Consider the following 17,613-nt stretch of genomic DNA (forward strand, 5'->3'; position numbering starts at 1 on the left):
CAATCGGATTCAATGAATTTTCTGCGGCTCTAGAAACTCGGTTGATTCCTAGATGCTTCTATTTGCAATAACCCTTTGAGGAGCCGGCTGCGAGTCCGGGCCGCCCAAGCAAATTAAGTTGTCGCTTCGCGGGAAGCCAGAACACCTGATTGAGAATCGTACTCTGGGCGCGAGATTTAACAGATTTTGAGTTGTCTGTTAGCTACCGTCAATTTTAGGACAAATGTTGCTTCAAAAAATCTCGAATTTGCTTGAGCTGAAATCCTTTAGCAAGTTGGCGCAGGTGATGAACGAAAGGCACTAATGTCGGGTCAGAATGTTCGAGTTTAGCAGTTTCTTCCAGAATAGCTTCAATATCGCCCATTGCAGCCAATCTTAACAACGCCAAGACTGACTCTGAGGCAGGAGACACCATCGTTGAGTCAGCAGCAGCAATCTCAAAAGATGCTTTTGCAGTTTGATCTGTGCGCTTTTTGGTTTGTGATCCTTCTTCGTAAACCCATTCTAGTCTCAAATGCAGGCGCAATAATTCTAAAAGCTCGTTAGTTTGAATCGGCTTGGTGAGAAAATTATCGCAACCTGCTAGTATGCTCTCTTGCTTGGTAGTCTCGTAAACGTTAGCGGACAAAGCAAGGATAACCGTATCTTTTAATTCCGGCAACTGTCGCAGCCGCCTGGTAGCTTCCCAACCGTTCATTACGGGCATCAGCAAATCCATTAAAATTATATCCGGTAGAAATTCCTGTGCTTTGTGCAAGCAGTCTTCGCCGTCTGTAGCTTCTGCAATTTCAAAGCCTAAATGAAAAAGCAGCCTGTGCAACATGGCGCGATTTACTTCGTGATCGTCCACTATTAGCACTTTCCGCTGGGAGCCGATAAAACCTACAAGCCGCCTTTTTTGTTGCCGGGAGGGGAGTTCCGAACAGTGGGCGACTGCTGGCAAGTCTAGATCCAACCAAAATATGCTGCCTTTGCCGGAGGTACTTTGGACGCGAATTTGGCTGCCCATCATTTTGACTAATTTTTGGCTGATGGAAAGTCCCAGCCCAGTACCTTCGACGAAATTGTTATGATCGCCCACTTGATGAAAAGGCAAAAATATTTCTTCTAATTTATTCTGCCCGATGCCAATGCCGGTATCTTCGATTTGAAAGCGAATTTTAGGCGTAGGGGCACGGCCGATATTTTCTGCTGTTGTCACCTCGCGCGCTTCTGTTGTTCCTAGCGGCTGGCTCGACATTTGCTGGGCGTCTAAATTCGCGGTCACATTGAGCGTTTGAGTGGCAATCTCCGCTGTCAAACCAGCATTTTCGCAGTTCGTTTGAGGATAATTATCGGGGAAATTTTCTGCATAACCGACTTTGAATGTAACGCTGCCGCTGTTCGTAAACTTAACGGCATTGCTGAGCAAATTAATCAAAACTTGACGCAACCTTTTTTCGTCTGCCAAAATGCCGTCTGGAAGCGCTGAAACCTGCTCGTAATTAAAGGCAATTCCTTTTTGAGCAGAGCGCATCTTGAACAAATCAATAATACTTTTAACAAAACTGGAAAAATGCACGTTTGTCAGCGACAGCTCCATTTTACTAGCTTCGATTTTTGAGAGGTCTAAGACATCATTAATCAGCATCAGCAGGTGATTGCCGCACTGGTGAATGTTGTTAAGACTTTCCTGCTGATCTGCGGTAAAGTTTTTATCGACTTTGAGCAGTTGAATGTATCCCAAAATCCCGTTCAAAGGCGTCCGCAATTCGTGGCTCATGTTGGCGAGAAAGTCGCTTTTAGCGCGGTTGGCGGATTCGGCGGCTTCTTTAGCTAATTGCAGGGCGGCTTCTGCAAGTTTGCGATCGGCAATTTCGGTTTGTGCTTGTTCAAATAGCACCGATTGCTGAATGGCGATCGCCAACTGCACCCCCAATTGTTTTAGGCACTCTCCCTCCAATTGCTGCCAGGGACGCGGGCCCGTGCAGTGGTGAGCAATTAACAGCCCCCACAAGTTTTCGCCTTGCAAAATCGGCACTACCAGATTCGCTCTCACATCGAGCCGGGTCAACAAAGCCAAGTGGCAGTCTGCCAGGCCGGCATTGTGAACATCTTCTATGGATCTAACTCTACCGTCTTGGTAAAGAGGAACGTAGGCTGCCCCGAAACAGGGGTCATAAATTTCCATTCCTACAATTGGTAGGAAATTTTCGGCAACCGACTCGACAGCGATAAATCCGCTCCAATCTGGATTGAACTGGTAAATAATAGTGCGATCTACTTGCAAAAAGTGCCGCACTTCTTCGACACTTTTGGTAAGAATTTCTTCTAGATTTAGAGAAGATCTAATGCGTTCCAGCATGGCTACTGCCAACTGTTCGCGCTTTAACTTTTGGCGCAATATCAGCTCTGATTCTTTGCGTTTGGTGATGTCGGTAATTACTCCTATTAAGCCGATGTAATTTCCACTAACATCTTGAATAGTGTCGGCTCGCACCAGAGCAGTTACTGCTTCACCGCTCTTAGTTTGCAGCGCAACTTCACCACACCAAGAACGACCTTGGCGAAGGCTTTTATAGATTTGTTTGTAATTTTTATGCCGGACATAAAGCGCGGTCATATCGCCAATATCATTGAGTTCTTCCACCGTGTAGCCGTAGCGCTGAATGAAGGCTTGATTGTGGTAAATAGACCGCCCTTTCAAGTCGGCGATCACGATCGCGTCGCTGGTACTTTCCACGGCTTGAGTGACCTGCAGTAAAGCTAATTCTGCTGCTTTGCGATCGCTAATATCCGTCATCGAACCCACCATCCGCAGAGGGTTTCCGGCTTCGTCCCACACTGCTTGAGCGCGGGCGAGCACCCACTTATAGCTACCGTCTTTACACTGCAAGCGGTATTCGGCGGCGTAATTGGGGGTTTGGCGATCGAGATAACCTTGGATCGCTGCTTGCACTCGTGAACGATCGTCTGGATGGATGCGCTCGATCCATGCGCTGTTGGTGCTTTCGATTTCGCCGTCTGTGTAACCGATAATTTCTTGCCAGCGGGCCGATCGAAAAGCTTCATTTGTTTGAAGATTCAGATCCCAAATTCCGTCTTGATTGCCTTTGAGAACTAACTGCCAGCGTTCTTCACTTTTACGCAATTCTTCTTCGGCTTGTTTGCGCTGAATATGATCGCCCAACTGCGTCGCTACAGCCTTGACCAACTCTACTATACGCGGTTCCATAATCGAGCGGTCGCGCTTGCAGAATACTAAAACTGCCAGCACCTTTGAGCTAGCGTGAATTGGCACTCCGAAACAAGCTTTCAATCCGACTGATGCCGCCATCTGCGATCGGGCAAAAAGATGATTTTTAGCTAGAGAAATATCTTCAATCCATTCTACATTTCTGGTTGACCAAATCCGTCCAGGGACTGCCACTCCGGCGGCGAATCTAATTTTTCTACTTTCGCGGCCGAACGTATCTAAATCGCGATCGCTAGCGTACCAAGTTTCGCTGTGTTCCAAAAAAGTACCGTTAGCACTCGGTATCCAAGCTTCCGCAAAATTCCAGCCGATCGCATTGCACAGCAACCGCAGGATATCTGGAAGGGCGCTGTGAAAATCTGCCGACTGACTAATGGCTTGAGTTGCTGCCAGCAACAGCTTTATTTCATCTTCTGCTTGCTTGCTTTCTGTAATATCAGTTCCCGTGCCGAGAATTTGTTTTAACTTACCATCTGCTGTTTTTGCAAATACAGTATCTCGGCTGACAATCCAGCGCCAAAAACCATCCTTGTGCCTAATTCTGTATTCAATTTCAAAGATATCCCCTTCCGCACCAGTTTCGACTTGCTGTAAATAATCAGGTATTTTGATTGAATCTTCCGGGTGCATTAAAGTTGACATCATCCACGGCCCGATTGCCTGAATCTCCTCTACTGTATAGCCGAGAATGCGGTATATAGAAGCGTTTGCATAGATATTTTTTTGTTCTATTAAGTCATAAACATACAACATATTAGGACTTGCTTCAGCAATTTGTTGAGCGAACCGCTGGCTTTCTCGCAGTGCTGCTTCTGTTTTTTTTCTTTGGGAAATATCGCGAACAATGCAAATGATTTCCCCGTCGGGCAGCATTGTCAGCGAGACATCTATAGGGACTTCCGAGCGGTCGCGACGGCATCCTACTGCTTCGGTGCTGTAAGAACCTTTCTGCACTAAAGTCGGCAGGACTTCTTGCTCGAACCTTTGCAGTTCTGCACCTTGGTAGAATGTTTTCCAACTTTTACCTAAGATTTCTTCGAGAGAGTCGTAACCGTAGATTTTTACTCGGGCTGCGTTGCAATAAATCACCTCTTTGTCGGCACTGAATATGGCGATACCTTCGGAAGCTTGGGCCATGGCTGCTGCTTGCCTCTGGAGGACTGACTCGGAGCGTTTGCGTTGAGTGATATCGCGGACTATCGCGATAATTTCGTCCTCGGTGCAGAAGACAATTCTCGCTTCAAAATCGTACAGTTCACCATTAACTGGCATTTGATATTCTACGACTTGAATCTCGCCAGTGTCGATCGCTTGTTGATTGCCGGACAAGATTTTTTCAGCAAAAGCAGGCGGTAAAATGTCTTGTGCTTTTTTGCCAATTAGTGCTTTTTGTGGTAGGATATTCTCGAAATCTTTGGCAGGTTTGAAGTCTACAAAAGTGCCGTCTGCCAGACAGCGAAATATCATGTCTGGTATCGCATTTAAAAGAGCGCGGTTGGTGGCTTCGCTCTTACGCAATTCAGCTTCAGCTTGCTTGCTAAATGTAACGTCGCGAGCCACTGCATAAATCAAACCTTCTTCTGCAAACGGCGATGCTGTCCACGACAGCCATTTATAAGTACCATCTTGGCAAAGATAGCGGTTTTCTAAGCTAATAACGGGGTGGCTTTTTTTAAGTTTTTCTAATTCCGCTACAGTAATTTCTAGGTCTTCTGGATGGACGAATTCTATCAAAGGTTTGGCTAAGATTTCATCACTGCTATAACCTAATACATTTGACCAAGCGGGGTTTAAGCGTTTGAAATAGCCATCAAAACCTGCAATGCAAAGTAAATCCAGGGAGAGATTAAAAAATCGATCGCGGTCTTGCTGGGTTTGTTTTAATTCGGTAACATCCATCACCAAACCGTCCCAAACTATATCCCCGTTGGCTTGCTTTTCTGGCTTCGACGCGCCTTGCAGCCATTTCACTCGATCTCCCATAACTTGTCGCCACTGGTGTTGCCAAGCTTGCTGAGTCGCCGCTGAAGTTGCGATCGAGCGCTGCAAGTCGGAGATGTCGTCGGGGTGAACTGTTGCAAAAGCCAACGTGGCATTTTCTTCTATTTGTTCTGGTTTTAAATTGTAGAGCTGCCAACTGCCAGAAGAAACGTAAGTAAAAGATGTTTTACCATTTGCATAAAGCCGATATTGATAAATCATTCCCGGCACGTTGTCGGTCATTATTTGAAATCGAGCTTCGCTTTCCTGTAACGCAATTTGCTGGCGTTTGTAGTCAGTCACATCTCGCATTGTCCCGACCAACATTTTACGACCATCGCCGTTGTTAAAAACTGTTTTCTTGGTAGAAATAATGCGTTCTTTTCCGCCGCCATCGGTAAAATTTTCTTCTGTTTCCTGAGAAAGACTTCTTTGCAATACTTGCTCGTCTTGTTGCCAAAAAAAAGCGGCTTGTGCTGGCGGTAAAAAATCGTATCCTGACTTGCCAATCAGTTCGGATCGCCTTTTTCCTATCAAATTGCAAAAAGCATCGTTTAATACGATCCATCTGTGCTGCTCATCTTTAACAAAAATCGGGTCAGGAGTAGAATTAATCGTGTGATTTAAAAACTCTTCTGATGCTTTTAATTGAGCTTCGTAACGGTAGCGATCGCTCACATCCAAGACTACTTTAATCAGGTGGTCGATCGAGCCGTCTAGGGCGCGAATACAGCGCAGGGAAACTCTAGTATAAACTATTTTTCCGTCTTTTCTGCGCCACCTTTGGTCTAAAACATAGCCTTCACTCTCCCCTGCCAAAATTTTATTTAACTGCTCTAAACTTGCCTGCAAGTCTTCAGGAAAACCCCACATCTCCCAATTTTCGTGCAAAAAATCTTGGCGATCGTATCCCAGCAAATCGCACAAAGCATCGTTTACTTCTAACCACTCGTATTTTTCTGGTGCTGAGGGGAAACTTGGAGGAGCAAGAATGGCAATTCCGACGAGAGAATTCTCGACTACAGAGCGATATTTTTCTTCACTTTTTCGCAAAGCTTCTTGGTTGTGCTGTCGCTCGACTGCGTAACGAAGCGATCTAATTAACACTTCGCTGTCGATTTTTCGCTTGACTAGATAATCTTGAGCTCCGGCTTGGATTGACTGCACGGCAAGCTCTTCATCGTTGCGGGCAGTCAGTACGACAATCGGAGTATTTAGGCTATATTCTTGTATTTTGACAATTGTATTTAAGTCTTGGCTATCGGGCAGCGAAAGATCTAGTAAAATCACATCAAAATGTTCGCTGACCAAAAGTTGCTGCGCTTTGCTGAGACGGTCTGTACAACTTACTGAGAGCCTTTGGGGTTCGGCTCTACTGACATTTGTTTCTAATAATAATTCTTCGATCAGATCGGCTTCTGCTTGATTGTCTTCGACCAGAAGAACTTTAAAGCCGTTTCGCTTTGCGGGTGGGCTCAAAACTGATATCATATACCTTGTTTTTTGTCATAAGGCAGTCGAGCTAACTATTATAACATATAAATAATTCCCTCGCTCCAAATCCCGCCGCTCCAAGTTAAAAACTCTGTGGTTCAATAATTACAATCCACTCTATGCGACTGTTTTTTGGCTCTAAGTAGATCCACGCAATCAGATCCCAAAATTTTACGGTTTTTAGGCTCTCGGCTTCAGGAAAAAACTAAGCTGCTGGGTGTTGTGTTTTTTTGGGCTAGCACCCCTGTCACTCGATTTTAGATTTTAGATTTTAGATTTAGTCCACAGATGAATCGGGGAGGTTGAACCTTAGTCTAAAATTTTTGCCGACTCACGACTCCTGTCGGAAAGTAAGTATCCGTTTTTGGACGGGGTCAGCCGATCGCGCGATCGAACCCCAGCCTTTGTTGTCCTTCAATTTCGCTAGCAACAGCCTCCAAGCGATATCCCCGCACCAATGAGCGCTCAACGCCAAAAAAGCGGTGGGAACTATCCTCGCTATTCATATTTTTACCACTTCTTTTATAATACCTTACATAAACTCATTACTGCGATTTCTTTACTTTTTGCAATCAAATAAAAAATCTCCACAGGCCTTGCTATTTAGCCAAAAAGTGATAATCTTGAAATAGAGGCAATCGAAAACTCGGTTGATACAGCCTAGGAAAAAATTTGAGAAATTTTGTAACAAAATTACAATTTTCAATTAACTGTCTTTTGTTTACTGTCCTTTGACCGAAATGAGCAGAAGTTGAGAGGAAAAAAGCAATGCTCGACAATTTAGCAATTGAACAAAAACCCGGTTTAATCCCCAAAGAAAAAGCCTTAGTATTGTTGTTTGATGAAGTCGGCATCGCCGACATCCCATTAGTAGGCGGTAAAAATGCTTCTTTGGGCGAAATGATTCAACAGTTAACCGCCCAAGGAGTCAGAGTTCCCAGCGGATTTGCAACTACAGCACACGCTTATAGGTACTTCATCCAGTCAGCGGGTTTAGAAGCTAAATTGCGCGAAATTTTTGCCGATTTAGACGTAGAAGATCTGCAGAACCTGCGACAAAAAGGCAAGCAAGCGCGGGCACTGATTCTCGACACACCATTTCCGCGAGAACTCCAAGCCGCGATCGCGGATGCTTACGAAAAATTGTGCGATCGCTACGGCGACAGTACAGACGTAGCAGTCCGTTCCTCCGCCACCGCCGAAGACTTACCCGACGCCAGTTTCGCGGGACAGCAAGAAACCTACCTCAACGTCCAAGCTTGCGCTGGCGTGCTCGAATGCTGTCACAAATGCTTTGCTTCCATATTCACCGATCGCGCGATTTCCTACCGCCAACAGCGGGGTTTCGACCACTTTGAAGTCGCCCTATCAGTCGGTGTCCAAAAAATGGTGCGATCGGACTTAGCATCCTCCGGCGTCATGTTCAGCATCGACACCGAAACCGGATTCAAAAACGCCGTATTAGTCACCGCCGCCTACGGATTAGGCGAAAACGTCGTCCAAGGTACCGTCAACCCCGACGAATACTTCGTCTTTAAGCCTACATTAAAACAAGGTTTTCTGCCGATTTTAGACAAACGACTCGGCAGCAAAACACTCAAAATGGTGTACGATATCGGCGGTTCTAAATACACCAAAAACGTCTCCGTGATCGCAGCAGAAAAAAATAAATTTGCCATCCAAGATGATGAAATTCTGCAACTAGCAAAATGGGCCGTATTGATCGAAGAGCACTACTCTAAAGTGCGCGGAACTTATACCCCGATGGACATTGAGTGGGCAAAAGACGGCAATACGGGCGAATTGTTTATTGTGCAAGCGCGACCCGAAACAGTACAATCTCAAAAGTCGGCTAAAATTTTGCGAAACTACAAATTGCAAGGTAGCAGTGCAGTTTTAGCAAAAGGACGCGCCGTTGGCGAATCAATCGGACAAGGCAAAGCCCGCGTAATTTTAGATGTTCACAGAATCGCTGAATTTCAATCAGGAGAAGTTTTAGTTACCAACAAAACAGACCCGGATTGGGAACCGATTATGAAAAAAGCAAGTGCGATCGTCACCAATTCCGGTGGCCGCACTTGTCACGCCGCCATCATCGCCAGGGAAATGGGAATTCCCGCCATTGTCGGCACCGGCGACGCCACCCAAATCTTGAAAAACCATCAAGAAATCACTGTTTCTTGTTCGGAAGGAGACGAAGGCAAAGTTTATGCCGGTTTGCTTCCTTTTGAAATTCAAGAAACTGCGATCGAGAATTTACCCCGTACCCGCACTCAAATTTTAATGAATGTTGGGAATCCAGAAGAAGCCTTTGGTTTATCAGCAATTCCTTGCGACGGCGTAGGCTTAGCGCGGCTAGAATTCATCATTGCCAATCACATTAAAGCACACCCGCTAGCACTGATTCACTTTGACGAATTAGTGGATGAATCAGTCAAGGAAGAAATTGCCGAACTCACAGCACTTTACCAACACAAACCCGATTTCTTCACCGACAAACTAGCCCACGGAATTGCCACAATTGCCGCCGCATTTTATCCAAATCCAGTTATCGTGCGGATGAGCGACTTCAAGAGCAACGAATATGCTAATCTTTTGGGAGGGCGGCAGTTTGAACCCAAGGAAGAAAATCCGATGATCGGGTGGCGCGGCGCCTCTCGCTATTACGACCCAAATTACCGCGAAGCTTACGCTTTGGAATGCCAAGCATTAAAGCGAGTTCGCGACGAAATGGGCTTGACAAATGTGATTCCGATGATTCCATTTTGTCGCACCCCCGATGAAGGGCGAAAAGTGTTAGCTGAGATGGCAAAACACGGTTTAGTTAAGGGCGAGAACGGCTTGCAAGTGTATGTGATGTGCGAATTGCCCAGCAATGTCATATTTGCTGACGAATTTGCCCAAGTTTTTGACGGATTCTCGATCGGCTCTAACGATTTAACTCAGCTAACATTAGGATTAGACCGGGATTCTGCTTTAGTCGCGCACATTTTTGACGAACGGAATGAAGCTGTCAAGCGCATGGTAGCAATTGCCATTAAAGCCGCCAAGAAGTACGATCGCAAGATTGGGATTTGCGGTCAAGCGCCCAGCGATTATCCTGAGTTTGCTCGTTTCTTGGTTGAGTTGGGAATTGATTCGATTAGTTTGAATCCCGATTCGGTTTTGAAGACTTTGTTAGATGTTGCTAAGGTGGAAGGTGCGGGCTCGTTGATGGATTTAGCGGGGGATGTTGCTAAGGTTTAACCGTTTTGGTTTTTGAGAGCAGCCAGTTTCTCAAAAAGTTTGTGGGATGGGCGTCCCGCCCGTCCCACAATAACAATTAAAATTGTAAGTTATTTAATTCGCCTTCCTCAGCCGCCAGCTAACGGTTAACACACGGGCGGCCTAGTTTGAGACTTGAGCGGGAACTTTTCTTATTTAAAACCGTCTTGTCGGGGAGGATTTTTTGTTGCCGATCGCCTAAATTAAAACAAATATTCTCCACATAAGCTCTGAAAATGTGCTAACTGCTCTCCTGATTATTTTCATAGGTTTAGCTCCGTCACTGCTGTCTTTGTGGGTGATGCGCTCTGCCCAGAGCCAAGCCCGCGACAGAATTGCAGCGGCCAGACTTGCGGTAGCGAATAGAGCCATGCGAACTCAACTACCAACTGCCGATCGCACCTACATACAAAGCCTCGCTTATTCGATCGGCGATATCACTTGCGAGTATAACGCCCGCTCTAATTACATTCGCTGCGCTGTCAATCCTTCTGGGCCCTGTCAAGATTGTCGGTACTACCAAGCCAGAACTCTTGACGTACAGGAGCAAAAGATATAGCTTGTATTGGTGCTTGTATCTACGCCTATTTGCGGATGTAGTAATCAATGAGTTAATATGTACTTACGTGTAAGGATTATTGTTGAAGCTTGTTTTGGACGACCCACGCCCAAACTCAGCAATTAAAACCTAATCGAGCATTATTGCTTGGTTACAGTTGCCATAACACGCGAATTGCGATCGGCGTTTTTTTAGTTGAGGATTTACCATCAGAAACAAAGTTTAGATGATAAATTTTGGTTGGGCTGCGAGAAATCTAGAAATAAATTGGGTTTCTAGTCTCCTGCTCGTAACTCCTGCAGTTAAGAAAATTAGCCAACAAAAATCGTAAGTAGCTGAGGGGCCAATCTCCCAATCAGTTTCTCCAAAACATCATGAAAAATTCTGCACGCAACATTGTCCCGAGCATTTATCTTAAACAGAAACCCGCTCGAAGACTCGCTTGTTGATAGTTTGAGAAGTTGCTTGTGGGCGGCACTAATCTGTTTTTGCGATCCTAGCAAAACAGTCTCAAACCTAGATTGCTATCTCCAGACTGCAAGTCATGAATTTTTAAGACGCTTCGTCGATACAGGGTATGCCGATTTCAATTGAATCTCATATGTTGCACCATTTTCAAGAATAGGCTTTCTGGCCTGTTCCACAAAGAGTGAATTTTCTTATGGGCTGGGCAGGAGAACCCCCCCATAGAAGGATTATTGAGAATGGTAAAAGCTCTCAGTTGAATGACACTTCGGGCACGGCCGCCATAATTATGTGACGGCTATCACTCCCTAATTAATGTCTGGTTGCTATTGTGAACAGGGCTTGCACACCAAAAGCAAAGAAACCGAGTTTTTTACCGGGAGCGAGGGCTGCAAAGAAGTCTTTTCGTCCCTCAAACCAGGTTTATACGTCTAGAAATAGTGAATTTTCTCTGCAAATAAAGTGCATTAGACGATGTACAGAAAACCTCATTAAGTAAATTTTTGAGAACTGGTGTTATTATCTACTGCGCGATGTAAGAGATAAGCGTGTAACAGATACACTCGCTAACAGAAAAGAAAAAAGTCGAAGGCAAAATATCACCCGATAGAGAGATTATGGGGATTTAAACCCCAAATCCTCAGCGCTTCTGCCGGCGATATTGGCAATGCTATTAAATATCAAGATAGCAGGGCTTTGTGCTGAATAAAATTCGCTTTTTGCTCTCGCTCCAAGTCAAGCTGCACCGCCTCTTATTCTGCAATTAAACCTTTTCAAGAGGTGATAATGATCATCGGGAAATGGGTACATCATCTACAATTCGTGAGCCAATTTGACCATGCAAAGCATCTGCAACAAACCAATTTTTGTCACCCCCAAAATAGGTGACTCTACCGCAAGGATTGCGGGCGCAAAATCCAGAACAACCGCAACTTATAATCAGAAAAAAAACATAAAACAAGTAAAAACAGAGGAGTGTTTCCTGTCCCAGAAACTGCGTGGCGACAGGGGAATTGGGCATCCCCACAGAGAATTTTTGCGAGCCACCGAGTCTCTGGGCGTCCAGACTCTAAAAAATGTACTGTTCCTCGATGCCAGAGTAGAGAACTGCGACAGCTTGGCAAGAGGAGCAACAGCCGATACAGAGGTATTTGTATTGGACTCGACGCGGGATGGAGTCGAGCAAATTACTAGAATTTTGACCCATTACAGCGATTTAGACAGCCTTCAGATAGTTTCTCACGGTCGAGAAGCTCTGGTGCAGCTAGGGTCGATCGAACTCTGCAGCGACAACTTAGAAACTTACAGCCATTTGTTACAGCAGTGGGGAAAAGCCCTCAGCGAGAGAGGAGGTATTTTGTTATTCGGGTGCAGCGTCGCAGCGGGGGAAAGTGGCGAGGCCTTCGTGCGGCGGCTGAGCTTGATAGTCGGTGCAGATATTGCAGCTTCCGACAACTTGACGGGGAGTGCGACACTCGGCGGCGACTGGGAATTAAAATTTGCGACCGGGGAAATAAAAGCGAGAATCGCCATTGAAAAAGAAGTGCTCGCAGCCTACCCTTACGCCCTCGGCACATTAGTTAACGAAACTTTCAAAAACTCCACAGTTAGGGGGCCTTGGATTTACGGGGGAAACGACGGGGCACTGTTCGATCCCAGCAGCGGGGTTCCAGCAGCCGAGCAACTTATCCCCGGCATTACCGGAGGCACAGTATCCGGCGTACTTCCGGCTTTGGGCGGTTCGACTCCCGGCGATGGCGCTCTGCTATTAACTCCAGCAGTCAACCTTCGGGAAGCCTTCGTTATCTACAACAACCCCATTCCTTCAACCGACGGTCTCAGAGTCCAGTTTGATTTTTATTCTTACGGTTCAAGCCAGCAATTTGAGCCTCCGCAACCCTTTATTAGCCCTCAGCCAGGGGACGGTCTGGGTTTCTTCTTGATTGACGGCACTGTTAGCCCAACCAGGACTGGGGGTTATGGCGGTTCTCTGGCTTACGCTCCACGAACGGGTATACCCGGTATTGAGGGAGGTTATTTAGGCATTGGGCTTGACGAGTTTGGCAATTTTTCAACATCCACAGAAGGGCGCTCCGGCCCTGAGCCACCTCCGATTCCCGGCTCCTCTATTGGTTCTTTCAGACCTGATTCAGTAACTGTTAGAGGAAATCAAGCAGAAGGTTATAAGTTTTTAACAAATGCGATCGTTCCCTTCGGCATCGATAACATTCCTACGAGTATTGACTTTAGTGGCCCTGAACCAGGCAGCAGTTTTAACTTCAGCAATACGTTCACGAGCGATCGCAATTTAGCCAAAAGATCCGTTCAAATTACGCTGAATCCATCTAACGATCCGGTGAATCCGTCTCGCCTCACCGTTGCCTTCGATCAAAATTTCGACGACATCTACGAAACTACATTAATTGACATCCGCAACTTGGTCACCGAAAACGGCCCAGTACCGCCAATTTTCAAATTTGGTTTTGGCAGTTCCACAGGAGGCGCCAACAACATTCACGAACTTCAAAACGTGGTAGTTGAAACTATCAATCCTCCGAGTATCGCCGCTGAGGTTGCCACTATCAAGACCGGTCCGCAGTTCGTCAAATCCGAAGGCAGCATTACCTACACGATTACTACAGTAAACAAGGGGCCAGCGCCTGCCACAAATGTTCTGATTCAAGACGAAATACCTTTAGAACTGCTGCGTCCGGGCGGATTGCCGCCGATTCTCAGTGCCTCCAACAACGGCACTTACGTGAACCAAACCAAGGCAGTCACCTGGCCGTTAATTCCGGTTCTCAATGCCGGCGAGACTGTGACTTACACCCTGACAATTGATTTGCCGCCCGGTTTAACCAGCGGTAGCAGTTTTGCCAACGTTGCATTCAGCACTAGCTCGACTTTCGACCCCGACCTCAGCAACAACAGCGGTGTACTTGCGCCAGGGCAAATCGAGGGGCCTGGTGTAGTGTCTACCACAGTTGTCGATACAGTCGCGGATTTAGTTACTACCAAAAGTGGCCCTGTGACTACTTCGGCCGGGTCAAGCGTCGCCTACACATTGACTACCACTAACATAGGCCCAGACCCGGCTGCCGATGTGACCATCACTGACAGCATTATTCCGGGTTTAACAGGAGTCAGCGTATCGGACGGCGGGACTTACGACCCAGTTTCGGGCATTGTCACCTTTCCAGCACTGACGGCGCTGGCAAATTCGGCTACTGCGACCCGCACCATCAGTTTCATTGCCCCAGCCACCCGTACCGACATCAGCAACACTGCCCGGAGTAGCGCGGCGACTTTCGATCCGATCGCCACTAACAACAACGGCTCGACAACCAACAAAGACGGCACACCCACTAACTCTACGGTTACGACCAGTATTGCGCCCAACGCGGATCTGGCAACCACGAAAACCGGCTCTACGAGTGCTACGGCCAGTAGCTTGGTCAGCTATACGATCACCACAGTCAACTTAGGGCCGAGTCCTGCCGAAGCTGTAACCATCACGGACAGCATAGTTCCTGGGTTAACCGGAGTCACGGCATCTAACGGCGGCGTTTACGATCCAGTAACCGGCATTGTCACCTTCGCGCCCGTGGCAATTGCCAACGCGGAGACAGTCACCCGGACGATCGGCTTCACAGTACCGCCCAGCCTAACTTCCATAAGCAACACGGCAAGAAGTACCTCCATCACTCCCGACTCCACTCCGGCCAACAACAACGGTACAAACCCCACCGCCACCGTCATTACCTCGATCGATGCTGTGGCCGATGTTGTCACCCAAAAAACGGCTCCGGCCAGCATCAACGCGGGCGACACTCTCACTTATACAATTACTACTACCAACAACGGGCCGAGTCCTGCGGCCAACGTAGTCATCACCGACAGCTTGATTCCCGGCTTAACGGGAGTCACCGTGTCCGATGGCGGAACCTACAATCCTGCCACAGGGACGATCGAGTTCCCAGCGATCGCGACTTTAGCCAGCGGCACCAACCAGAGCCGCACCATCAGCTTTGTACCGCCGCCTACCCTGACAAGCATCACCAATATTGTATTGAGTCGATCGGATACTCCAGACCCGGACTTAACAAACAACAACGGCTCGACAGTCGCAGTGCCCGGTGAGGCGGGGGGGCAAGTCATTACCTCGATCGATGCTGTGGCCGATGTTGTCACCCAAAAAACGGCTCCGGCCAGCATCAAGGTGGGCGACACGCTACTTTATACAATTACTACTACCAACAACGGGCCGAGTCCTGCGACCAACGTAGTCATCACCGACAGCCTGATTCCCGGCTTAAGTAATGTCAACGTGTTCGATGGCGGAACCTACAACCCAACCACAGGGACGATCGAGTTCCCAGCGATCGCGACTTTAGCCAGCGGCAGCAGCGTCACCCGCCGCCTAATTTTTGTACCGCCGCCTACCCTGACGAGCATCACCAACATTGTATTAAGTCGATCGGACACTTTTGACCCGGACTTAACAAACAACAACGGCTCGACAGTCGCAGTGCCCGGTGAGGCGGGGGGTCAAGTCATTACCTCGATCGATCCTGTGGCAGACCTGGTTACGTCCAAGAGCGGTCTCACATCTGCTCCTGCTGGTAGTTCCGTGACTTATACTATAACTACCGCGAACAATGGGCCAAATGCTGCTGAAAACGTAGTGATTACAGACAGCATCATTCCCGGTTTAACAGGAGTTAGCGCATCCGATAACGGCACTTACGACCCCGTGACAGGGGTTGTCACCTTCCCAACAATTCCCAGTTTGACTAGCGGCAGCAACATCAACCGCGAGGTAACATTAGTCGTTCCAGCGACGGGTGCTATTAGCAATACTTCCCAGAGTCGATCGACCACTTTTGACCCCAAACCCAGCAATAACAACGGTTCGGAGTCCAGAGCCACTGTCACCACCGCTATTATTAGCGCGCAGCCCACACCCAACAAACTTCCATCAGCCTACAGCAGCAACGCTGCGCTAGCACCCAACAGCGTGGTCCAAATTAGCGGGCTCGGAGGCAGAGACTCAGACGGCACAGTGGTTACATTCAGCATCAGCACCCTGCCACCGACAAATCAAGGCGTCCTGTTCTTGGGCGACCCCGCAACGGAGGGAGTCGCCGTCACGGCTGGTCAAACCCTGACAGCCGAGCAAATGACGCAGTTATTCTTCCAGTCGGCCGGCAATTTCACAGGAGCTAATTTTACCTACAGCAGCAACGACAATCTCGGTGGCAGCAGTCCTGCCGCCACAGTTTCTCTGGTGTCGCTGGCGTTCAACTACCCGCCGGTACCCACAAACTTCAGCAAGACCCTGGCGCCAAACAGCACCGTCAACCTCACAGGGCTGACGGCAAAAGACCCCGACGACTCGATCGAATTCTTCACTATCAACACCCTGCCAGCGGCAAATCAAGGCGTTCTGTTCTTGGGCGACCCCAGCCAGGGAATCCGGGTCACGGCAGGCCAAAGACTGAGCACAACTCAAATCAGCCAGTTATTCTTCCAAGCAACCAGCGGATTTGCAGCCACCAACTTTACCTACAGCGCCACAGACCGCCGCGGCGCCATCAGTCCAGCCGCCGCTACAGCCTCCCTGCTAGCACTATTACCTCCCACCGACCAGCCACCGGTCGCCAACAACTCCAGCGTCGCTTTGTTGCTGGAAACAACAGTGAACATCCCCGGACTCGGAGGAACCGACCCAGACGGGACGGTGGTTTCCTTTACCGTAAACACCTTGCCACCCGCCAGTGAGGGCACGCTGTTCTTGGGTGATCCCAGCCAGGGAGTGCGGGTCACGGCTGGTCAAACCCTAACAACCGAGCAAATTACCCAGTTGTTCTTCCAGGCGTCCGGCAATTTCACAGGGGCAAACTTCACCTACAGCGCTACAGATAACCTCGGCGCCACCAGTGCGGCAGTCGCCACTGTCTCTCTCATTCCCCTTAAGGAATCGATACCGACGCCAACTCCAACACCCACAACACCGGCGCCAACTCCAACACCCACAACACCGGCGCCAACTCCAACACCCACAGCCGAACCAACTCCAACACCCACAGCCGAACCAACTCCAACACCCACAGCCGAACCAACTCCAACACCAACAACACCGACGCCAACTCCAACACCCACAGCGGAACCAGCCCCGACGCCCATACCCGCGCCCACACCCACACCAGCGCCCACACCCACACCAACACCGGCGCCAACTCCAACACCCACAGCGGAACCAGCCCCGACGCCCATACCCGCGCCCACACCCACACCAACACCACCAACACCAGCGCCAACACCAGCCCCGGAACCAGCGCCAGAACCAACCCCCATCTTCAACCCAGTACCCGAACCGGATACCAGTTGCGGTTGCGCCCCCCTGCAAGGGCCACCTCCGATCGCATTTACCCCCCCCCAACCTTCCCCCATACTCAACTTCGACTCCAACGCCGCACAACTCATCGACATCCAAAACACCAGCATCGGAACTTCCGGAAACGATTCCTTAACAGGAAACGAAACCAACCAACTGTTTCTCTCCTTTGGTGGCGACGACACAGTATTAGGTGAAGGCGGCAGCGATATCGTTTAC

The 17,613-nt window shown here is 48.3% G+C and carries 5 protein-coding genes; 3 read left to right on the top strand and 2 right to left on the bottom strand.

Features of this window, described 5'->3' with window-relative positions:
* Nucleotides 1–214: 214 nt before the first annotated feature.
* Together NDI35_RS10030 and NDI35_RS10035 are read right to left on the bottom strand one after the other, a co-directional pair.
* Nucleotides 215–6,706, bottom strand: a complete 6,492-nt coding sequence (locus NDI35_RS10030) for a PAS domain S-box protein (RefSeq protein ID WP_445312607.1) — start codon at nt 6,704–6,706, stop codon at nt 215–217.
* 377 nt (nt 6,707–7,083) lie between these two features.
* On the bottom strand, nt 7,084–7,215 hold the full coding sequence (locus tag NDI35_RS10035) for a hypothetical protein (protein ID WP_445312608.1): 132 nt from the start codon (nt 7,213–7,215) through the stop codon (nt 7,084–7,086).
* Between the two features lie 262 nt (nt 7,216–7,477).
* Between NDI35_RS10035 and ppsA the strand changes: the two genes are divergently transcribed.
* The 3 genes from ppsA to NDI35_RS10050 all read left to right on the top strand — a co-directional run.
* Nucleotides 7,478–9,955, top strand: coding sequence for a phosphoenolpyruvate synthase (gene ppsA, locus NDI35_RS10040; RefSeq protein ID WP_445312609.1), 2,478 nt, complete (start codon nt 7,478–7,480; stop codon nt 9,953–9,955).
* Between the two features lie 256 nt (nt 9,956–10,211).
* Nucleotides 10,212–10,532 (top strand): DUF6464 family protein, encoded by a 321-nt coding sequence (locus NDI35_RS10045; RefSeq protein ID WP_445312610.1) that lies wholly within the window; start codon nt 10,212–10,214, stop codon nt 10,530–10,532.
* Between the two features lie 1,303 nt (nt 10,533–11,835).
* On the top strand, nt 11,836–17,613 hold a 5,778-nt coding region (locus NDI35_RS10050; RefSeq protein ID WP_445312611.1), incomplete at its 3' end, for a DUF4347 domain-containing protein.

Origin of the sequence: Microcoleus vaginatus FACHB-2002 (assembly GCF_040004035.1) — a bacterium.
Taxonomy (GTDB): domain Bacteria; phylum Cyanobacteriota; class Cyanobacteriia; order Cyanobacteriales; family Microcoleaceae; genus Microcoleus; species Microcoleus vaginatus_C.